This window comes from Rhizobium sp. P1_E6, from assembly GCF_056405875.1.
Genome location: NZ_JBFUBG010000009.1, coordinates 1 through 20,065, shown reverse-complemented (window position 1 = coordinate 20,065; position 20,065 = coordinate 1). Strand labels below are relative to the sequence as shown.

The 20,065-nt window shown below is 61.5% G+C and carries 18 protein-coding genes; 8 read left to right on the top strand and 10 right to left on the bottom strand.

The genetic code is table 11. The features are described from left to right. Positions 1-23 precede the first annotated feature (23 nt). Positions 24-1,172: an ABC transporter ATP-binding protein gene (locus tag AC1D35_RS07300; protein ID WP_477938396.1), complete on the top strand. Its 1,149-nt coding sequence runs from the start codon at positions 24-26 to the stop codon at positions 1,170-1,172. Between the two features lie 113 nt (positions 1,173-1,285). Here AC1D35_RS07300 and AC1D35_RS07295 read toward each other — a convergent pair whose 3' ends face one another. From AC1D35_RS07295 to AC1D35_RS07285, 3 genes are all read right to left on the bottom strand, one after another. After that, positions 1,286-2,104 (bottom strand): carbohydrate ABC transporter permease, encoded by an 819-nt coding sequence (locus AC1D35_RS07295; protein ID WP_477854856.1) that lies wholly within the window; start codon positions 2,102-2,104, stop codon positions 1,286-1,288. Then, positions 2,101-3,042, bottom strand: a complete 942-nt coding sequence (locus tag AC1D35_RS07290; RefSeq protein WP_113310879.1) for a carbohydrate ABC transporter permease — start codon at positions 3,040-3,042, stop codon at positions 2,101-2,103. Before AC1D35_RS07290 ends, AC1D35_RS07295 begins: the two co-directional genes overlap by 4 nt. A 162-nt stretch (positions 3,043-3,204) precedes the next feature. Then, a complete protein-coding gene (locus tag AC1D35_RS07285; RefSeq protein ID WP_113297782.1) occupies positions 3,205-4,491 on the bottom strand; it encodes an ABC transporter substrate-binding protein in 1,287 nt (428 codons plus the stop codon). A 219-nt stretch (positions 4,492-4,710) separates the two neighbouring features. Here AC1D35_RS07285 and AC1D35_RS07280 point away from each other — a divergent pair, with 219 nt between their 5' ends. The 5 genes from AC1D35_RS07280 to AC1D35_RS07260 are packed head-to-tail and all read left to right on the top strand — an operon-like array spanning position 4,711 to position 11,040. Next, entirely contained in the window at positions 4,711-6,162 is a 1,452-nt protein-coding gene (locus AC1D35_RS07280; RefSeq protein WP_477938395.1) for an FAD-dependent oxidoreductase, read from the top strand. Continuing rightward, positions 6,159-7,196 (top strand): questin oxidase family protein, encoded by a 1,038-nt coding sequence (locus AC1D35_RS07275; protein ID WP_477938394.1) that lies wholly within the window; start codon positions 6,159-6,161, stop codon positions 7,194-7,196. Before AC1D35_RS07280 ends, AC1D35_RS07275 begins: the two co-directional genes overlap by 4 nt. Before the next feature lie 18 nt (positions 7,197-7,214). Beyond that, entirely contained in the window at positions 7,215-8,411 is a 1,197-nt protein-coding gene (locus tag AC1D35_RS07270; RefSeq protein ID WP_477938393.1) for an amidohydrolase, read from the top strand. A 37-nt stretch (positions 8,412-8,448) separates the two neighbouring features. After that, positions 8,449-9,798: an 8-oxoguanine deaminase gene (locus tag AC1D35_RS07265; RefSeq protein ID WP_477938392.1), complete on the top strand. Its 1,350-nt coding sequence runs from the start codon at positions 8,449-8,451 to the stop codon at positions 9,796-9,798. 9 nt (positions 9,799-9,807) lie between these two features. Then, positions 9,808-11,040, top strand: coding sequence for an amidohydrolase family protein (locus AC1D35_RS07260; protein ID WP_477938391.1), 1,233 nt, complete (start codon positions 9,808-9,810; stop codon positions 11,038-11,040). Between the two features lie 183 nt (positions 11,041-11,223). Here AC1D35_RS07260 and AC1D35_RS07255 read toward each other — a convergent pair whose 3' ends face one another. The 7 genes from AC1D35_RS07255 to AC1D35_RS07225 are packed head-to-tail and all read right to left on the bottom strand — an operon-like array spanning position 11,224 to position 18,039. Continuing rightward, on the bottom strand, positions 11,224-12,114 hold the full coding sequence (locus AC1D35_RS07255; protein WP_477938390.1) for an MBL fold metallo-hydrolase: 891 nt from the start codon (positions 12,112-12,114) through the stop codon (positions 11,224-11,226). Between the two features lie 46 nt (positions 12,115-12,160). Further along, a complete protein-coding gene (locus tag AC1D35_RS07250; RefSeq protein ID WP_477938389.1) occupies positions 12,161-13,546 on the bottom strand; it encodes a zinc-binding metallopeptidase family protein in 1,386 nt (461 codons plus the stop codon). Between the two features lies 1 nt (position 13,547). Next, positions 13,548-14,168: a cysteine hydrolase family protein gene (locus tag AC1D35_RS07245; RefSeq protein WP_477854864.1), complete on the bottom strand. Its 621-nt coding sequence runs from the start codon at positions 14,166-14,168 to the stop codon at positions 13,548-13,550. Between the two features lie 16 nt (positions 14,169-14,184). Next, the gene (locus tag AC1D35_RS07240; protein WP_477938388.1) at positions 14,185-14,985 is read right to left on the bottom strand and encodes an ABC transporter permease; all 801 of its coding nucleotides are present in this window, start codon (positions 14,983-14,985) and stop codon (positions 14,185-14,187) included. Further along, positions 14,982-15,854 (bottom strand): ABC transporter permease, encoded by an 873-nt coding sequence (locus AC1D35_RS07235; RefSeq protein WP_477938387.1) that lies wholly within the window; start codon positions 15,852-15,854, stop codon positions 14,982-14,984. Before AC1D35_RS07235 ends, AC1D35_RS07240 begins: the two co-directional genes overlap by 4 nt. Positions 15,855-15,856: 2 nt before the next feature. Continuing rightward, entirely contained in the window at positions 15,857-16,909 is a 1,053-nt protein-coding gene (locus tag AC1D35_RS07230) for an ABC transporter ATP-binding protein (RefSeq protein ID WP_477854890.1), read from the bottom strand. A gap of 14 nt (positions 16,910-16,923) precedes the next feature. Next, a complete protein-coding gene (locus tag AC1D35_RS07225; protein WP_477938386.1) occupies positions 16,924-18,039 on the bottom strand; it encodes an ABC transporter substrate-binding protein in 1,116 nt (371 codons plus the stop codon). Positions 18,040-18,346: 307 nt separating this feature from the next. On the opposite strand from AC1D35_RS07225, the gene AC1D35_RS07220 reads away from it, so the two are divergent. After that, positions 18,347-18,979 carry a cysteine hydrolase family protein gene (locus AC1D35_RS07220; RefSeq protein WP_477854867.1) on the top strand — a complete coding sequence of 211 codons (633 nt, stop codon included), beginning with the start codon at positions 18,347-18,349 and terminating at the stop codon, positions 18,977-18,979. 11 nt (positions 18,980-18,990) lie between these two features. Then, positions 18,991-20,065: MATE family efflux transporter (locus tag AC1D35_RS07215; RefSeq protein ID WP_477938385.1), on the top strand; the 1,075-nt coding region annotated here is incomplete at its 3' end.

The window sequence follows — 20,065 nt, the reverse complement described above, 5'->3', positions numbered from 1 at the left end:
CTCCCGTTCAGCAAGGAAAAAGCATGGCTGAAATCGTCTTCGACCGAATCAGCAAAAGCTATGGCGATGGCTATGCGGCGATCCGCAACCTGAACATGACTATCCGCGACGGCGAATTCCTGGTTCTCGTCGGCCCCTCCGGCTGTGGCAAGTCGACGGCACTGCGCATGATCGCCGGCCTCGAAGAGGTCACCGATGGTCGCCTGACGATCAACGGCGTGGTCGTTAACGACCTCGCTCCGCGCGATCGTGATATCGCCATGGTCTTCCAGTCCTACGCGCTTTACCCGCATCTGACGGTCGCCGAGAATATCGGCTTCGGCCTTCGCGTCCGTGGCCTCGACAAGGCCGACATTGCCCGCAAGGTGCAGGAGACGGCGAAGCTCCTGGAACTCGAGGACTATCTCGCCCGCAGGCCCGCCCAGCTCTCCGGCGGCCAGCGCCAGCGTGTCGCCATGGGCCGGGCGCTCGCCCGCAGCCCTCATGCTTTCCYGATGGATGAGCCGCTTTCGAACCTTGATGCCCGTCTGCGCAGTCAGATGCGCGCCGAAATCGCCCGCATGCAGAAGATGTCGGGCATCACCACAGTCTATGTCACCCATGACCAGGTCGAAGCCATGACCATGGGCGATCGCGTCGCCGTCATGAAAAGCGGCCTCCTGCAGCAACTCGGCATGCCGCGCAGCCTCTATGATCAACCGGCCAATCTCTTCGTCGCAAGTTTCATGGGCTCGCCGGCGATGAACCTGCTGGCGGCCGATCTCGTCACGACGGAAAATGGACCCGAAGCCCGCTTCGGCCGAACCTCCATCCTTTTCTCGGGCGACGTGCTTGCCGAGCGGCCGCGGATCGCCTCCGCTGCAGGTCGTGCTGTCGTACTCGGCATCCGACCGGAAGCCTTCCAGCCGATCGATACCGGTGGTTTGGCCGGAACTGTCGCCATTGTAGAGGATCTTGGCGCCAACCTGCTCATCCATGTCGATGTCGAGGCGGCCGACCGGCTGAAATCGCTGTCGGCGGAGGAGGATGACGTGGCATTGTCTGCCCCGCGCCTGCGCGTCATTGTTGACGGCACCAAACGCGTGAAGATCGGCGAGCGCCTGTCGCTTGCCGCCGACCCCGCCCGCATCCATGTCTTCGATGCCGCGACGGAAGCGGCCATTCGCGGCTGAGGCGTGTCTCTTTAACGCGCGTCGCGCCGAATCGGACTCATACGACGCGCTTTAGATCTTTGTTTTTATGCATGTCGTTGTCCCAAAACCGCTGCGCTTTTGGGCGACATGCATTAGTGAATGCCCTTCGTCAGGCCTTGCACGAAATAGCGGTTGAGGAAGAGCACGATCAGCACGATCGGGATCGTCGAAAAATGCGCCAGTGCGCCGAGCGTGCCCCAGGTGATGTCCTTCGTTCCATAGGCTGAAAGCAGCGCCACCGAGATCGGCTTGGAATCGAGCCGGGTGAGGAACATCGGGTAGAGGAAGTCGTTCCAGGAAAACATCAGGCAGAACAACGTGGAGGCGACGACCCCTGAGCGCACCGCCGGCAGCGCCACGCGCCAGAAGGAGCCGAACAGCGTGCAGCCATCCGTCAGCGCTGCCTCTTCCAGCTCTTTCGGCAGGCTGCGGAAATAGGAAAACATCATCCAGGTGACGAAGGACGAATTCAGCATCGCGTTGATGAGGACGACGGCGACCCAGCTGCCGAGCAGGCCGATGTCGCGCATCATCAGGTAGAAGGGGATGAGTGCTGCCACCGCCGGCACCATGCGGATCGCCATGAAGAAATATGCAACGGCAATGGCGTAGCGGCTGGTCGAACGCGCCAGCGCATAGCCCGCCGGCACACCGAGCAGCAGCGACAGGATGACGGAACCGCCGGCGATCAGCAGACTTGACGATACGAGACTCCAGACGTCGAACAGGCGGAAGACAGTCGCGAACTGTTCGAAGGTCGGCACGAAGGTCAATTTCGGTGGGATCGAGAAGATATCGCGCGACGGCTTGTAGGCGGTCGATGCCAGCCATAGGAATGGCAGCAGGAAAAAGGTGAGCATGACAAGGATGAAGGCGCGCTGACCGATGCGACTGAGGGTGGGTGTGCTCATCGCCCGTTCGCCTTTCTGTCCGCCTTGCGTATCAACAGAATGAAGCCTGCCGCGATTACGGCGATGCAGATCAGTGTCAGGTTCGAGATTGCCGAGGCTCGGCCGATATTGAAGAATTCCAGCCCCTGCTTCACCGCATGCAGCATGAGCGTGTTGGTTGCATTGCCCGGACCTCCGCCCGTCGTCACGTAGACGCTGTCGAAGACCCGGAAGGCATCGATGGTGCGCAGCGTCAGCGCCAGCAGGATCGAAGGCAGCATAAGCGGAATGATGATGATCCTCAGACGCTGCAGGGCTGTTGCGCCATCCACTTCCGATGCTTCGAGAATATCGCCCGGCAGCGCTTTCAGGCCGGCAAGCAGGATCAGTGCCACCAGTGGCGTCCATTCCCAGATGTCGACGAAGATAAGGGTCGCCAGTGCCGAACTCGGATTGGCGAAAAGCCCGCGCGGATCGGAAAGCCCGAACTCGGCCAGATAATAACCGATGAGCCCATAGTCGGCGAGCAGCAGCGCCCGGAAAATCAGCCCGACCACAAGCGGTGTGATCGTCACCGGAATCAGGATCAACGCCAGGCAGATCCGGTTGAAGCGGTCGTCGCGCCAGAGCGCCAGCGCAATGGCGAAACCGACCAGCAGTTCGACGGTCACGGCGCCGACCGTGAAGATGACGGTATTGATGAAAGCCCCGCGCGTCACCGTGTCGGAGAGAAGATCGACATAGTTGCCGAGCCCGACGAAGTGCGTCCGTGCCGGCTTCAGCAGATTGTATTCGTAGAGGCTGAACCAGATACCCTGTGCCAGCGGCCAGACGCCGATGACGAGCACGTAGAGGATGGCCGGCAGCGTCATCAGGATGAAGAACAGCCGCCTGCGCTCGAGATAGGAAATGCTCAAGGCCGGAGAGGGCTTCAGCGCGGAAGTGAGGGATAGGGTCACGTCATGTCCATCAGGTTCCTGGTTCGATGTCCGTCCCAGAGGGTCGAGCCCAGGGCTCTCCCGATCATGAAGCCGGAGGCGCATCGGATCAATGGTCTGGAAACGGCAGGGRCCGCGACATAGGCCGCGGCCCCTGGGATAACTGACTGGCGGCAACCACAATCAGAATAGCTTCACAGCAGCTTCCTGGGCGGCATCGAGCGCCTTTTTAGGGTCGGCGTTGCCGACGAGGACGTCGCTGACGGCGGTGCCGAGCAGATCCTGAATCTCCGGATATTGCGGGATGCGCGGGCGATATTCGCCGTCGCCATGCTCGAAGGTCTCAGCGATGACGGGCAGGAAGGGGAACTTCGCGAGTAGATCGGCATCGGTCATCTCGCTCTTGCGCAGGAAGCTGCCGGCGCCCATCATGTTGAATTCCTTGTGCACCGGCGGGCTGACCAGCCACTTGATGAAGGCCCAGGCGGCTTCTTTCTGAGGCTCCTTGATGCCGGCGTTGATCGCCATGCCCCAGCCGCCGATGCCGTAGAGCTTCGGCAGGCCGGCACCGCGCGGCGCCGTCGTGATCGCCACCTTATCGACGATCTTCGAGATTGCGGGATCGTAGTAGCCAGGGGCGCCGACCGACCATGTCTGCATGGTCGCGGCAATGCCCTGGCGGAAGCTTTCCTCGCGTCCACCCCAGTCGTAATTAACGGCACCTGGAGGAGCCGCTTTCATGAATAGATCCTTGTAGACGGTCAGGCTCTTGATATTGGCTTCGGAATTCAGTGCCGGCTTGCCGTCGGAGCCGAGGATCGAACCGCCCATCTCGGTATTGTACTGCATCCAGTCCTGGGCGACCGCCGGGCCTTTCTGGCCATTGGCGACGAAGCCATAGGTCTTCTTGCTGGCGTCGGTCAACTTATATGCCGCCTCGATCATTTCCTCCATCGTCGTCGGCGCCTTCAGGCCGGCGGCGTCGAAGAGATCCTTGCGATAGGCGAGCACGTTGGCATAACCGGCAAAGGGAAAAGCAACCTGCTTGTCGCCCCAGTGGCCCAATGCGTTGAGAAGCGTCGGATAGATATCATCGAGTTTCAGTTCGGCGGCGTCGCGTTTCATCCACTCGGTGAGGTCGACGGTGTATTTGTTTTCCGCATATTGGCCCGCCCAGACGATATCCATCGTCACCAGGTCATAGCCGCCGGTGCCGCCGACGAAATCGGTCGTGGTCTTGGTCAGCAGCGAGCCGTAGTCGAGAATGTCGACTTTGACGGCGGCGCCCGTCTCCTCAGTAAATTTGGGGGCGATGGCAGCCAGAACGGCTGCGAACTGATCGTTCTGCGAGGCAAGCGTGAGGGTGATGCCTTCATATTTCCTGTCGGCGCCGATGGCGGAGCCCACAAATGCGACGGAGACGAGGCTCGCGATCGCCAATTTTCGTGTGACACTGCTGAGCGATTTCATGTCTGCTCCCCTTTTTTGATTGCTTTGAGGCACTATACATCAAACAAAATCGCACTCAAGCGCACTTGACAAAAAATCGTAAACATTAAAAATCACAAATTAGAACATATTCGCGCATAAATGTCCCTATTTTATGCGCGTTGCATAAAAAATAGCAGGGAGCTGATCATTCCCTGCGCGTTTATACTGTCCTGTCCAACGCGCGTGAGCTGCATATTCATGACGACCCCACCGGATGAGCGCCTGAGAGAGCTGGAACGTCGCGCCCATGATGAAATGGCGCGCATCGAAGCGCTCTGCGCCGACTGGCCGAAGCTGGGCGATGAAGACCGTAAAGACCTGCATTCGGTTGTGATCTGCGGCGCCGGCCTCTCCGGTCTCTCGATCGCCTTCGCCCTGAAGCGGCGCGGTATCAGGTCCGTTCACGTGATCGATCAGAGCGAGGAGGGCCGGGAGGGTCCTTGGGTCACCTGCGCCCGCATGCAGACCCTGCGTTCCCCAAAATATCTCTCAGGTCCGGACCTCGGCATCCCGAGCCTGACGTTGCGCTCCTGGTACGAGGCACTGAATGGTGGCGACGCCTGGGACGCACTCGACAAGATCAGCCGCCAGGACTGGATGGCGTATCTCATCTGGTTTCAGAGGACTGTCGGCATCGACGTCGAAAACCGCACGACGCTTTCCTCCATAGATCAGGCGGAGGGCGGACTTGCTCTCACCTTGACGAACGCTGGCGGCACCAGCCGCACAATCACCTGTCGTCATCTGGTAATGGCGACCGGTATCGACGGCTGCGGCGGGCCGCGCATACCCGCGATGGTCAAGACGCTGCCGAAATCCGCCTGGACGCATAGCAACGAGCCGATACCGATCGATTTCCTCAAGGACAGGAATGTTGCGATCCTTGGCAGTGGCACGTCGAGCTTCGACTGGGCGGTGGCGGCGCTCGAAACCGGGGCTCGGGACGTGACGATGTTTGCGCGAAGCGCCGATCTGCCGCGCACCGAGGTTCTTGCCTGGACAAACTTTCCCGGTTTTCTCGGCCATTTCGCCGACTTGCCGGATCTGGAGCGCTGGCGCTTCGCAAATCTCTACTTCAACTTCAAGGTGCCGCCGACCCAGGAGCAATATGACCGGGCCTGCCGCCACCCCGGTTTCACGATGCAGCTCGGCTGTGGCGTCCGCGAGCTCTCGATGGACGGCGGCAGGATCAGGCTGACGACCGCAAATGGCATCTTCCATGCCGATCACCTCCTCCTAGGCACCGGTTATGAAATTAATTTCGCGCTCAGGCCCGAGCTTGCCGGTCTCGTCGCGACCGCTGCGCTTTGGAAGGACCGTTTCCAGCCACCGCAGGGAGAGGAGAATGCCATGCTTGCCGGCCATCCCTATCTCGGCCCCGGTTTCGAGCTCACGCCCAGATATGCCGAAGCCAGCTGGGTCTCGCGCATCCATATGTTCAATGCCGGCGCGCTGGCGAGCCTCGGCCCGATCAGCAACGGCGTCACTGGTCTCAAATACGGCGTGCCGCGCATTGTCGACGCCCTGGTGAAAGCGCTGTTCATCGGGGATTCCAACCGGTATCTTGCAGCATTGGCGGCCTATGACGAACCGCATTTCGATCCTGGCATAGACGAGGACGCCACGACACCAAGGGAGGTTTTGGCATGAGACAGGCTGCCGCTATTCAACTTTCGGGATTGGAGACCATCCTTTTGCGGGCACGCGAGGACAGCGTCGAATTTCCCTATCTGCTGGCCAACCACGTTCCGATGGTGCTGATCGCGCTTGATCGCCTCGGCGCCTCGTCGGAACGGCTGGAACAATGGTACGAACAGTATCGTGAGAGCCATGCACTCCCGCCTGTGCCGCCATCGGTTGCTCCGATTATCGGGGCAGCCTGGACCGAGGCGCTCGGCGACCGCACGCGTGAGGCGGACTACCGTGCCTTCTTCATCGGCGAAACCCGCCGGCTCGGCATCGATACCGTTATCCGCACCTATCTGCCCGCCATGGTGAACGGCCTTGCCGGCAGCGCCATGCATCCTCTGATGCGTCTTGCCTATGGTGTCCTCAAGAAGGACGACGAGGAGGTCGGCACCGCGCTCGGCTATTGGGCGGCCTGCTATCTGCCGCTGCCATCAGCGACCGGTGCCGCTCCCGATACGGACGATCCGGGAAAGATCCTTGCCGATGTCGGCAATATCGAAGGCATCCGCGATTATGAGCCTGAAACCGACCTGCTCTGGCATAATATCCGCGCCGTCGCAGCACTTCCGGGCTTCCGTCCTGTTATCGATCGCCTGGCTTTCGGCGCCGATTCACCGCGCCGCATGGCCGCGACCTCGCTCGCGCTCTTTGCCGGAACCATGGATTTCTCCGCACTTCATTCCGTCACCGGCATGCACTGGCTGCGCCTCGTCTCTCCGCACCTCGAAAATGCCGAGCCCTTTTATCGCGTCTTCTGGCAGGTGATCGCCTCGCTGGTGCCGAAGATCGGCTTTCCAGCACTCCCCAACGCCGAGGCGTTGGAAGAAATGCGCAGCCGACGGGCGCCCGCCTGGGCTGAGATCAAACGCGCCGCGGTTTCCTCGGACGACGAACACGATGTTAGCCTGGTCTTTTCCGCCCTGCAGGAGGAAGAGGTGTGGAAGGATCCGCTCTATCGCGTCGTCGCGGCGCGCAGGGTCGGGCTGATTGCATAGCGAATGATGGAAGAAGTGATGACGCCGAGCCTCGTAGTCGAAAACGCCAGGACCGAAGCTGGCGAGATCGTCTCACTCGTTCTGGAGAATGACCGGATCGCCGCGCTCGGCCCGAATGCGGCCGCCGGCATCGACCCCGCAGTGCCGCGTTTCGATGCTGCCGGCGGCCTGCTTTGCCTTCCCTTCGTTGACGGTCATATTCATCTCGACAAGACGCTGATCGGCTTGCCTTTCATACCGCATATCCCCGGCGATACGGTCGCCAAGCGCATCGAGGCGGAAAAATCCCTACGGGGCACGGTGGCTCTGCCGGTCGAAGCCCGCGGCGGCGCCCTGCTGGAGAAACTTGTAGCCTATGGCACTCTCTCCGTCCGCAGCCACGTCGATATCGATACCGAAGTTGGCCTGAAAGGCCTCGAGGCCGTGCTTTCACTGAAGCAGAGCCATGGTCATCTCGTCGACATCCAGACTGTTGCCTTCCCGCAATCCGGCGTGCTGCGCGATCCCGGTACCGCGGAGCTGCTCGATGCGGCTATCGCCGCCGGCGCCGATCTCGTCGGCGGCCTCGACCCCGCCGGCATCGATAACGACGTGACCGGCCATCTCGATGCGATCTTCGCTGTCGCCGGCAAATACGGCGTCGGGCTCGATATCCATCTGCATGACGGCGGCGCACTCGGCGCCTTCGAGCTTCGCCAGATCGCTGATCGCACGGCCGCACTCGGCCTCGAAGGCAAGGTGGTTGTCAGTCACGCCTTTTGTCTCGGCGAGTTGGAAGATGCCGATTTCGGCCGCACGGCCGCCGCACTCGCCAGGTCGGCCGTAGCGATCATGACCAGCGCGCCGGGACCCGTGCCCATGCCGCCGGTCAAGCGGCTTGGCGCTGCCGGCGTCCGTCTCTTCTGCGCCAATGACAATATCCGCGACGCCTGGTCGCCTTTCGGCAATGGCGACATGCTGGAGCGTGTCGGCATTCTCTGCGATCGTCAGGATTTCCGTTCGGATGAGGATCTGGCTGCGGCCTTCCGCCTGGCGACGCAGGCGCCGGCCGAAATCCTCGGCCGTGCCGTCGGGCCGCTCCAGGCCGGTTCGCCCGCCGATTTTGTCATCCTGCCTGCCGCGTCGCTGGCAGAGGCCGTCGCTGCCCGTCCCCTCGATCGTACCGTCTTCCGTGGCGGCGCCATCATCGCCCGCGGCGGCCGGCTCGTCGTCTGACTTTTCCATTCACGCATGGCGCATGGGAGCATCGCTGATGAAGGGCCGACTCTGGATACAATCACCGCTCGCTATCATGGCCGAGGACGCTGGAGGCGGCATTGTCATCGAGAATGGCCGCATCATCGAGCTGGTCGCGGCGGGACGGCAGCCTGCTGCCTCGGTTGATGCACGCTTCGACGCCAGCCGCCACGTCGTCATTCCGGGTCTCGTCAACACCCATCACCATATGTTCCAGACGCTGACGCGCGCCCATCCGGCGGCAATCAACAAGTCGCTCTGGCCGTGGATCCGCGCACTTTACCCGATCTGGGCGAAGAACATGACGCCCGAAGCCTTCCGTCTTGCCGTCCGTCTCGCGCTGACCGAACTGCTTCTCTCCGGCTGCACCACCACCTCAGACCATCACTATCTCTACGCCACTGGCCTCGAAGACGCGATGGATGTCGAGGCCGAGGAGGCGGCCCGTCTCGGCATGCGCATCACGCTGACGCGGGGCAGTCTCAACATCAAGGACCAGCAGGGCGTCATTTCGCCGGCCAATGTCGTGCAGGATGACGACACGATCCTCGCCGACAGCGAGCGCGTGCTCAGGCGCTATCACGACCGCTCCGAAGGGGCGATGACGCAGGTGGCGCTCGCGCCCTGCGCGCCGTTCGACGTCACGCTGGAATTAATGCGCGAAACGGCGGCGCTGGCGGAACGCTACGATTGCCGGCTCCACACCCATCTGGTCGAGACCAAGGCGGAAGCCGAATTCTGCCGCAGCAAATTCGCCTGCACGCCGGTGGAATATCTCGACCGCTGTAATTGGCTGAACGCCCGCACCTGGCTCGCCCACGGCATCCATTTCGACGATGCCGAGATCGCCGAGCTCGGCCGGCACGGCGTCGGCATCTGCCATTGCCCGACCTCGAACATGGTGCTTGCATCGGGCATGTGCCGCACCTGCGAGTTGGAGGTTGCCGGGGCGCCAGTCGGTCTCGGCGTCGACGGTTCGGCCTCCAACGACAATTCCAACCTGATGGAAAGCGTGCGCCATGCCCTGATGCTGAACCGCCTGACCTATGGCGCCGAAGCCGTCACCCATCTCGACGTGCTGCGTTGGGGAACCGCCGGCTCGGCAAGACTGCTCGGCCGCGACGACATCGGCACCATTGCGCCCGGCCGCCAGGCGGATCTTTCCTTCTACAAGCTCGACGAATTGCGTTTCTCCGGTGCCGGCGATCCGCTGGCTGCCCTGGTGCTCTGCGGTGCCACCACGGCCGACCGCGTCATGATCGCAGGCGAATGGCGCGTCACCGACGGTATGCCCGCGGGCGTCGATATCGAGGCGCTGATCGCCGATCACAACCGCGTCGCCCGCAATTTCCTTTTGTCCGTCTGAGGAGGCTTCATGGCGATCGACTTTGTCATCCGCAATGCCCGAATGGCCGGCTTGAGCGAACCGACCGACATTGCCTTCGAGGTGGGCCGCATCGCGGCGATTGCGCCTCGTTTCGTCTGCGATGCGCCGCACTATGATGCCGAAGGGAAATTCGCCTGCGCAGGCCTCATCGAAACCCACATCCATCTCGACAAGGCCGGCATCATCAGCCGCTGCAACCTCTGCGCAGGAACACTCGCTGAGGCTGTCAGCGAAACCTCCCGAGCCAAGGCCGTCTTTACCGAGGAAGACGTCTATGCCCGCGCTGCTGCGGTCGTCAAAAAGGCGATCCTCAACGGTACCACCCGCCTGCGTACCTTCGTCGAGATCGACCCGCGTGCCGGTTTCCGCTCCTTCGAGGCGATCAAAAAACTGAAGGCCGACTATGCCGCCCTCATCGACATCGAGATCTGCGCCTTTGCCCAGGAGGGCCTGACGAACGATCCCGGCACGGAGGATATGCTCGAACAGGCGCTGAAGGCGGGTGCAGATCTGGTGGGGGGCTGCCCCTACACCGATCCGGCGCCGGCCGAACACATCCGCCGCATCTTCGATCTCGCCATTCGCCACGACGTTGCCGTCGATTTCCACCTCGATTTCGACCTCGAGCCCGCTGGCTCCAACCTCCCTGTCGTCGTCGCCGAGACCCTCGCACGCCGCTACCAGGGGCGCGTCTCGGTCGGCCATGTCACCAAGCTCTCTGCTCTGCCGCCGGAAGAGTTGGAGCCGATCGGCCGTCGTCTTGCCGAGGCCGGCATCGCATTGACCGTCCTGCCGGCCACCGATCTCTTCCTCACCGGCCGTAATTCGACCCATCTCGTCCCGCGCGGCGTGACACCCGCTCACCGGTTGGCAGCACTCGGTGTCGTCACGACCATCTCCACCAACAACGTCCTGAATCCGTTCACGCCCTTCGGAGACGTCAACCTGATGCGCATGGCCAATCTCTTTGCCAACGTCGCCCAGATCGGCACCGCCGATGGCCTCGACACTGTCTTCACCATGATCACGACGCAGGCTGCCACCCTCCTGGGAAGAAAGGGTTACGATATTGCGATCGGCAGCGCGGCAGATATCGTCCTCTTCGACGCCCCCTCGGCTGTCGACGCCGTCGCGACAATCGCCCCGGCGAGCGCCGGCTGGAAAAATGGTCGCCAAAGCTTCCTTCGCCTGCGGCCGCAGCTTTTCCTCGAACAAGGCTAGCACCRCACACGCTTCGCGTTAGGTGTCCGGAAGAGCATTGGCCAGAAGGACGGCGGTCCCTGGACTGAAACCTGGCCGCAATCGCTCGAGAGCGGCTGGCAGGACGGCGCACGGAATGCTTCGCGCCCTGGCGCGAGGGCGACATGGGCAGATCAGTTGCGGTCCGGAAACCCCCGCGGGTGTTCAGGCCTTGTCGCGATAGGCTTTTAGCAGAGCGATGTTGGAGGCGTGTACTTCCTCGTAGGCGGGAATGTAGATCAGCGCGCCGCTCTTGACGTCCTGGCCAACGGCCTCGGACAGGGCCTGGTTCCAGATTTCCGGTTCGGTAACATCCTCGTTCATCGCCTCGACATAGCGGATCGTCGCGTCGATGAACGAAGGCTCGTAGCCGCCGGCAATGATGCGGTCCGGGTCGCCGTGGCAGGGAAGGATTTTTGCGATGGGGAAGGAGCTCAACCGCCTCAGTTCATCCAGATGTACCGGTAGGGCGGCGGGGTCCGTCATATAGGTAACGGTGTCCTCCAAAGTATCGCCTGCAAACAGTAGTCGTTCTTCCGGCAGCCATAGGACCGTCGCGTCCGCGCTGTGGATGTTGAATTCATGAAGCTCGACCACGCGGCTGCCGACGGTGATCGTCAGGCTGCGGTCGAACAGGGTGTTCGGCATGACGACGGGTTCGATCTTCGGCAGGCGGGTAGCGATCCGCGGCTTTTCCGCTTCGAGAAGGCTTGCAGTCGCACTGTTGGCGACAATTTCGCAATCGGCAAACACCTCGTTGCCGGCGATATGGTCGTTGTGGAAATGACTGAGGACGACGGTAATCTTCGCCACACCCAGACCTTCCAGATGAGCGCGAATGGCGCGGGCGTGGTCAAGGCTGATATGGGTGTCATAGACCAACGCTTCGTTTCCATCGACGATCGCATAGGAGGCGATGCCGAGGCTGAAGGCGCCGTCATCCAGCCAATTCGGCCCTTCCGAATAAAGCCGCTTGCCGGCGATACGGCCGTCATAATAGGCAAAAATGCCCGGATAGGGTTCGAATATCCTGAAGTCGTCCAGCATTCCCGTCATTCGATCGTCTCCGTATATCGGCTCCAAGTTCTGATGACCGGGGCACCTATCGCGCCCAGGTCGCATCCCAGAAGGACTGCGGGTCCTTTGCCAGCACGTCGGAAATTGTCGGTGCCGGTCCGGCAATGTGCTTGCCGCCGGTACGCCCGGTGAGCTCCGCCTTGGCGGCGGCGACCGTTTCCGGCGATACCAGCAATGCAATCGCGGCCATGGCCAGCGCTTCGGATGCCATCAGCGGGCCGGGACTGCTCGACGAATGCCCCGACAGCGCCGTCCAGGCCCAGTGATGGATCGGCACATTGTCCGGATAGGCCCAGTTAACCCGGCCGAGCGGGATTTGCCAGCTGATGTCGCCGTCGTCCTGGCCGTAATAGTCGATGCCGGTGTCGAAATATTCCAGCTCGCGATGCAGCTTGAATGGCTTGCCGGGATCGCAGGCCGCGGAGAGTTCCTCCATCCATGCGATGTCCGCATCGGTCCAGCGCGGCGGGCCGAGTTCCCGAAGGCATTTATCCAGCACGCGGCCGACCGTGTCATTGCCGAGATAACCGCGGCAATTGGCGATCTGCTCGGATACCAGCTCGACACCCTGTTCGGCGGCGATGCGGCTATAGGTGTCATGCATCAGCTTGTAGCCCACCTGCACCACGTCGAAGTCGTAGTGCCGGACGGAAGACCAGAGGCGGACTTCTTCGGGTGTCACGCCGGGCGTGATGCCGGCAAAACGATAGACGTGCTTAAGCTGCAGGTCGGGCACGTCCTGGCGCAGGCGGTCGAATTCCGCATAAGCAGCTTCGGCGGCGAGCAGTGCATTGCGGGTGGCGGTCTTGCCGCCATGGGCACTTTCGCCGATGAACTTGAACTCGCCGCTTGCCATTGCATGACAAGGCCTTGCAAGCGAACCGTTCTGGTAATCGCCATGCGAGGTCAGCACGAGGTCGAGACCGTCGAACACGCCGGCGGCCTGAAGCGCCAGCTTGCCCCAGCCGATYTCTTCGGCCGGGCAGCCGATGATGACGATCTCGCCCCCAAGACCGAGCTCGACCATCGCCTTTGCAGCGACGATACCGGCGCCGGTATTGGCCGGGCCGATATGGTTATGGCCGCAGCCATGACCGGGCTTGCGGCGGTTGCCCTGGCGATAGGGAACCGCATCATTGTAGAGGCTCGGCAGCGCGTCATATTCGATCAGGATGCCGACCTTCGGGCCTTCGCCACTAACAATGCGGGCGATGAACGCCGTCGGCACACCGCCGACACCCCGCTCGACGGTAAAACCGTGCCGTTCGATGAAGTCACAGAGGATCGCCTGCGACCTATATTCCAGTGCCGGCAGTTCCGGCACTTTCCACATCTCGGCAAAAAGCTCTTCGATCTCGGCGGCAAGGCCGGACCAGATGCGGCGCGTCTCCGTGGTCAGGCGATCTGGCATATCAGGCGGCCTTGCCTTGCTTGAAGGAAAGGAAGGCCTCGTTGATCTCGGTTGCCGTGCGGCGGGCGCCGTGCTGAAGATACTCCATGTTGGCGAGGGCTGCGTCATGCGCCTCGATGGAAGACCCGGCGACGCAATCCTCGACAACGCGGCAATGGTAATCCGACTGGTGACCGTCGGCGAAGGTATAATGCACGCAGATATTGGTGAGGCCGCCGACGAGGATCAGCGTATCGGCCTTCAGCCCGCGCAGAAGGATCTGCAGGTCAGTGCCGATAAAACCAGAATAACGGCGCTTGACGATGACATAGTCGTCGTCGCGCAGGCCGACTTCCTCGGCGGCGATCGCCGTGCCCGGCCAGTCTTCGCGCAGATGCATGTCCTCGTCGCCATCCATCTCGCGGCCGTAATCGACGCCGCTCTTGCGGTGGCTTTCCTGCAGGAAGATGATCGGCACGCCGCCTTCGCGCGCGGCGTCGATGACGGTGCGGGCCATGCGCATGCGCTCGACTATGCCCGGCATCAGGGGAATGGAGCCATCATCGTCGAAACCGACCTTCTGGATATCGACGACGATCAGCACTGGTTGGCCGACGATCATGGGGTTTTGCTTCTTTGGCATGGGATGCTCCTTGATCTTAAAAACGTGCACCGAGAAGTTTCGGAAGATTGCCCAGGCGGGCGACGGTGATGAAGCCGAGAAGGCCGATCAGCATGAAGAATACGGCGCCGACGCACATGGTCGGCGAGAAGCCGGTGCGCATGCTGGAGAAGATCTTGACCGGCATGGTTTCGGCGGTGAAACCGGCCACCATGAAGGCGATGACATATTCGTTGAGGCTGAAGATCGCGACGAAGATGAAGCTGGACGCGACGAAGGGCAGCACCATCGGTATCGCGACAGTTCTGAGGATGTCGTTGTCGCGGGCGCCCATCGTCCGGGCCGCCTCGACGAGCGACTTGTCGATGCTGGAGAAACCGAGCGAGATCATCACCAGCGGCACGGCAACGAAGGTGACGGCATGGCTGATGACAATGTTCTCGATCTGGCCGACATGCCGGACCGTGCCCCAGAAAAGCAGGAACAGGACGGCGATGACGACCGGCGGCAAGATGAAGGGAACGCCCGCCATTCCCGCCAATATCTTTGCGAAGCGCGAATTGGTCTTCCACTGGCTGTAGGCGATCGGGAAGGCGACGCTGATTGTCAGCAGCGAGGCGGCGATGGCGATGCCGACCGAGCGCATGAAGGCGGTGGTCCAGGCCGGGTCCTGCATGAAGGCAGAATACCAGCGCAGGCTGATATTCTGCGGAGGAAAGGTCATCTGTGCCGTGCTGTTGAAGCTGACGCCGGCGACGATGATCAGCGGTGCCGCCAGGAAAAGGGCCAGGCAGACGAGGAAGATCTGACGCACGGTTTTCTGGATGAACCGGCTCATGACCTATACCCCTTTCCGCCGACCTTGCCGATGATGAGGATCATCGCGCCCGTGACGAGCATGAGGAGAACGGCGATGGCTGCTGCCTGCGGCAAGTTCTGGGCGGAATTGGCGACTTCGCTTATGATGACGCCGATCGTCCAGTTGGCCGGACCGCCAAGCACGAGCGGCGCGACATAGGCGCCGATCGCCATTACGACGGTCGTCAGATAGGCGGTGGCGATCGGCTTGCGCATCAGCGGCAGGAGCACGTTGAAAAAGGCCTGGATCGGCGTGGCGCCCATGGTAGAGGCGGCTTCCATATAAGAGGCATCCATGCGCGACAGGCCTGGATAGATGGTCATCACGTTGAAGGGGRTGACGACATAGATGAGGCAGCTGACGACGCCGTAAAAGCTGGGCGTCAGCGAAACGGGCTTGTCGAGCAGGCCGAGGAAGACGGCGATATTCGAGATGCCGACCCGTTTAGACAGGATGATCTGCCAGGAGAAAGTGATCAGTACCTCCGAGAGCGCCAGCGTCGTCAGAAGGCCGATCAGCCAGACGATCTGCGCGTTGCGGCTCATGCGGGTAATGAAATAGGTCGCCGGAAAGGCGATGATCATGCTGAACGTTGCGACCGTCAGCGCCAGCCAGAGCGAGAACGTGAGGCCATTCAGCACCATGGGCTGGAACAGGCTTGCCATCGCCTCGAGCGACCAGCCGCTTCCCTGGTAATAGGCGGGGTCGACGCGGGCGACGCTGACGCGCAAGAGCAGCGCGAAAGGTACGCCGAAAAAGGCGACGATCATGAAGAAGGGCCACGCGAGGCCGGTTGTCACGGAGAGGCGCCGACGGTTCAAACCTTCTTGTCCCGAAACGAGCGACATGGTCAGTCCTCCAGGACTGTCACCGAACCCGGTGCGAAGGAGACAGCAAATTCTCGTACGTCTTCAAGCTCGGCCCAGGCAGCGGGCGCGAGCGAGGCGACGACCTGCCGGCCGTTCCTGTCGAGAAACACCTCGACGCTGGAGCCGAGGTCGCGCACGAAAGTGACGGTTGCGTTCGGTGCGGTGCCGCCGGATTGCTGTCGCGACAGGAGCGTGCTTTCCGGGCGGGCGCAGATCGTGATCTTGTCGCCGGGCTTGAATTGGGAGGGCGCGAGGCAGGTGGCGACGACGTTTTCGCCGATCCGGACATGCTCGCGGTCGACGAGAACGCCTTCGGCAAGATTGCTCTGACCGATGAAGTCGGCGACGAAACGGTTGACCGGCTTGCGGTAGATCTCCACCGGGCTGCCGACCTGCTGCACCTTGCCATGCGCCATGATGACGATCTGGTCGGCGATGGTCATCGCCTCGCGCTGGTCGTGGGTGACGAAGATCGTGGTGATCTTCAGCTTCTGCTGCAGCTGCCGCAGTTCGACCTGCATATGGTCGCGCAGTTTAGCATCGAGCGCGGAAAGCGGTTCGTCCATCAGGAAAAGGAGCGGCTCCTGCGCCAGCGCGCGGGCGATCGCGACACGCTGCCTCTGGCCGCCCGAGAGCTGGTCGACCCGGCGCGACTGCATTCCGGGCAGATCGACGAGCTTCAGAAGCTCGTCGATCCGTTCCTGCTTATGGTGCTTCGCCATCGTGCGATAGCGAAGGCTGTAGCCGATATTGCCGGCCACATCGAGATGCGGAAACAAGGCAAGGGCCTGGAACACCATTCCGAAGTTGCGTTCGTTGGTCGGAACACCGGTAATGTCGCGACCGTCAAGCCGCACCGTGCCGCTGGTCGGTTGCTCCAGACCGGCGATGATGCGCATCAGGGTCGTCTTGCCGCAGCCGGACGGACCGAGGAAGCAGACGAACTTGCCCTGTTCGATCGCAAGCGAGACGTCGGAGACGACCGTATTTGCGCCAAAGGACTTCGTGAGGTTTGAGATTTCCAGGCCTTGCATCATTGCGTCCAGACTTACTGACCAAGCATCTTGAGCATTTGCGCGGAGATGTAGTCGGCGTGCTTCACCTTGGCGTCGGAGGCGACGACGATCGGCTTGCCGGTGCCAGACACCGCGTTGAATTCGTCCGCGGTCAGGTTGAGCTTCGACTTTTCGATCAGCGGCGCGGCGCCGACATTGCGGGCGATCAACTCGTGGCACTCGGGCGTGGCGCTCCAGTCAAGGAAGGCGATAGCGGCATCGCTGACGTCGCCGACCTTCGGCACGCACCAAGCGTTGTAGCCGAGGACTGCGCCCTCCTTCGGGAAGATCGAGGCGACGTCGGTGCCCTCCTTCTTCATGATCATTGAGACGTCGTGGAAATAAAGGCCGCCGACGACTTCGTCGTTCTGGTAGGCGCTCTGCATCGAACCTTCGTCGGTCCACCACAGTTTCGCGTTCGGCTTCAGTTCGGCGATCTTGGCAATGACCTTGTCAATACCTTCCTCGGTGTCGAGCACGGACGGGCCGCCGAAATAGACGGAAGCGACGATATCGAGAAGCACGCTGTTGCCGCCGCCCTGCAGGCCCCAGGCCGAAGCGCGCTGCTTCCACAGTTCGGTCCAGCTGTCCGGCAGCRTTTCGAATTCAGACGGGTTGGCGATCAGAGTGATGTACCAAGCCATGGCGCCGACGCCGTCGACCTTGCCGGCGTCCTCATAAAGGAAGCCGTCCATCAGGTTGYCGATATTCTTCAGCTTGGACTTGTCGACGCTTGCCCAAAGGCCGCGCTGGCGGCCGCGGATGACGTCGGCCTGGCCGGCGCAGCAGATATCCATCGGAGCCGAGCCTGCCTGGATCGCCTGACCGAGCTGGACGAGGAACTGCGCGCTACCCGATTGCGCAATCGACTGGACGGCGATGCCGGTCTGTTTGGTGAAGGCCGGGTAGACGCTCTTTGCAAAAGCTTCCTCGAAAAAGCCGCCGAAGTTCGAGACCCTGAGCGTCGTTGCGGCATAGGAGGGGCGCACGAAGGGTGCGGAAACGAGTGTCGCCGCGGCAAGGCCGCCGGCGGCCTTCAGGACCGATCTGCGCGATATCAACGAGTTCATGTCCTGGCCGAAAGGCGCGGAGGGCTTCCTGGATGCCATGCTGTGTTCTCCTTTGCTGTCCCCTTGAGTGGATGCTGAAGATCTATGCAACGACCATGCCAGTTTTAGAAAAACATTAAAAAACAGTAATTTAATGGTGCAGTTGTGATTTGCTGATTGCTGAAAGTCGACCTGAAATCTTAGAAGTAATAGGCATATGCACAAATTATGATCGTATTGTATGCAATATTGCATACTGTACTCTGTCGTGTATAACGGAGGCGGTAAACGCCACTCCGACCGGATTTGATGACGGAGAAAGACGGAGCGGCGGCCGTGTTTATCGATAAGCAAGCGAGTGTAACTGATGGCTGGAAATCCGATCGTCCCGAAGCCCCTGATCGTCGGGCGCGCCGCCCTGATCGTCGTTGATATTCAGAAATCGGGCTTCATGCCCCGTCCGACGACGTCCCGTCTGGAATTCATGGGTGACCATATTGAGCGGAACTGGCGCGCGAAGTCGGTGGTCGATGCCGCACGCAAGGCCGGCATTCCGGTCATCTTCGTGCAGGAAGCGCATCGCGACAACCTGATCGATTTCGGTCGCGAGCTGGATGGTTCGGAAAGCATTCACTGCCTCGAAAGCTCGCCAGGCACGCCTTTCCCGGTCGAGGAAATGGAGATGAAGCCGGATGACCTGCGCATAACCAAGCGCCGTTATTCGGTCTTCTACGGTACCGAGATGGAAATCCTGCTGAAGGCCGTCAAAGCCGAGACGCTTTTCTTTGTCGGGGGTTTTACCGACGTCTGCATTCATTACAGCTTCGTCGATGCGCATCAGGGCGATTACTACTGCCGCGTCATCGAGGATTGTGTTTCGGGTTCCGGAACGGCGGCGCATGACGCGGCGCTGGTCGCCATGGAATATCTTCAGGCGGGCGCACGGCGCAGCGCCCAGGAGGTCATCGGTGCCTTCGCCGCCCAGGCAGTCGCAGCCTGATCGGGACAGGTATGAGCCGTATGAGATGGAAAGAGCTGCGATCGCTCGGCGGTATCGCGGCTCCGCTGGCCGTCACCCAAGCGAGCCAGCTGATCATGGGTCTGTCGGCGAGCGTGATGCTCGGCCGCCTCAGCGGCTCTGCGCTTGCGGCCGGCGGGCTCTGCGCGATCTTCATTCAGGCGCTGACCGTCGTTTCCCAGGGTGTGATCGCCGGTGCCCATCCACTGATGGCGGCCGCCAAGGGCAGGAGCGAAACGGAAACAACTGAAGGCGATGAGGTGGCCTATGCCTTTGGCGGCGCGGTGTTGGCCGGTCTTGCCCTCTCGCTTCTGTCGATGGCGGTCCTCCTGAACCTGCCTGCGATCCTCGCCCCATTCGGCGTTGCACCTGAAATTCTCGACGATGTGGGAGAGTTCATCGGCAGGGCCGCCTTTGCGCTGCCGGCCATTCTCTGGATCGCGCCGATTCGCCTTTATTGCTCCGTCAGCGCAAAATCCTGGCTGATCATGGCCTCGGTCGGGCTTGGTGCGCTTTGTTATATGCCGCTTCTGTCTGGCCTGACCTTTGGCGCTTTCAATTATCCCGGTCATGGAGTTGCCGGTGCCGGTCTTGCCTATGCCGTCGCCTGGTGGCTGATCGCCGTTGGGTTGACAGCTTATGCGATCATCGGAAAACATCTCCCGCTCGCAACCTTCCGTGCCGCCATCCCAACTGCGGCCAGGGCTGTCCGGGATGTCTGGTCGATCGGTTGGCCGATCGCGCTTGTCTATGCGGCGGAGCTCGGCATGACGCTGGTCCTGACCTTGGTCACCAGCGGTTTCGGCACGATCGCGATCATTGCCAACCAGATCGCCTATACCCTGAACAGCATCGCCTTCAATCCAATCGTCGCGATCGCCCAGGCGGCGACCGTTCGGGTTGCCTACCATCGCGGCGCGGGCAGGGACGCTGCCGCCCGGCTGACAGGCAATCTTTCACTGATCACGGTAGCCGGGTTGATGGCGTTGTTCGGCGTGATCATGCTCGTCGGTTCCAAGCACATTATCAATCTCTTCCTAGCCGGGGAGACCGCGGATTTTGCAGCAA

What these genes read in the sequence shown, in the direction of transcription:
- AC1D35_RS07285 (WP_113297782.1), bottom strand. Translation starts at nt 4,491, where the DNA reads ATGAAATCGCTCAGCAGTGTCACACGAAAATTGGCGATCGCGAGCCTC.
- AC1D35_RS07255 (WP_477938390.1), bottom strand. Translation starts at nt 12,114, where the DNA reads ATGACGGGAATGCTGGACGACTTCAGGATATTCGAACCCTATCCGGGC.
- AC1D35_RS07230 (WP_477854890.1), bottom strand. Translation starts at nt 16,909, where the DNA reads ATGCAAGGCCTGGAAATCTCAAACCTCACGAAGTCCTTTGGCGCAAAT.
- AC1D35_RS07270 (WP_477938393.1), top strand. Translation starts at nt 7,215, where the DNA reads ATGACGCCGAGCCTCGTAGTCGAAAACGCCAGGACCGAAGCTGGCGAG.
- AC1D35_RS07265 (WP_477938392.1), top strand. Translation starts at nt 8,449, where the DNA reads ATGAAGGGCCGACTCTGGATACAATCACCGCTCGCTATCATGGCCGAG.
- AC1D35_RS07260 (WP_477938391.1), top strand. Translation starts at nt 9,808, where the DNA reads ATGGCGATCGACTTTGTCATCCGCAATGCCCGAATGGCCGGCTTGAGC.
- AC1D35_RS07280 (WP_477938395.1), top strand. Translation starts at nt 4,711, where the DNA reads ATGACGACCCCACCGGATGAGCGCCTGAGAGAGCTGGAACGTCGCGCC.
- AC1D35_RS07295 (WP_477854856.1), bottom strand. Translation starts at nt 2,104, where the DNA reads ATGAGCACACCCACCCTCAGTCGCATCGGTCAGCGCGCCTTCATCCTT.
- AC1D35_RS07275 (WP_477938394.1), top strand. Translation starts at nt 6,159, where the DNA reads ATGAGACAGGCTGCCGCTATTCAACTTTCGGGATTGGAGACCATCCTT.
- AC1D35_RS07245 (WP_477854864.1), bottom strand. Translation starts at nt 14,168, where the DNA reads ATGCCAAAGAAGCAAAACCCCATGATCGTCGGCCAACCAGTGCTGATC.
- AC1D35_RS07220 (WP_477854867.1), top strand. Translation starts at nt 18,347, where the DNA reads ATGGCTGGAAATCCGATCGTCCCGAAGCCCCTGATCGTCGGGCGCGCC.
- AC1D35_RS07240 (WP_477938388.1), bottom strand. Translation starts at nt 14,985, where the DNA reads ATGAGCCGGTTCATCCAGAAAACCGTGCGTCAGATCTTCCTCGTCTGC.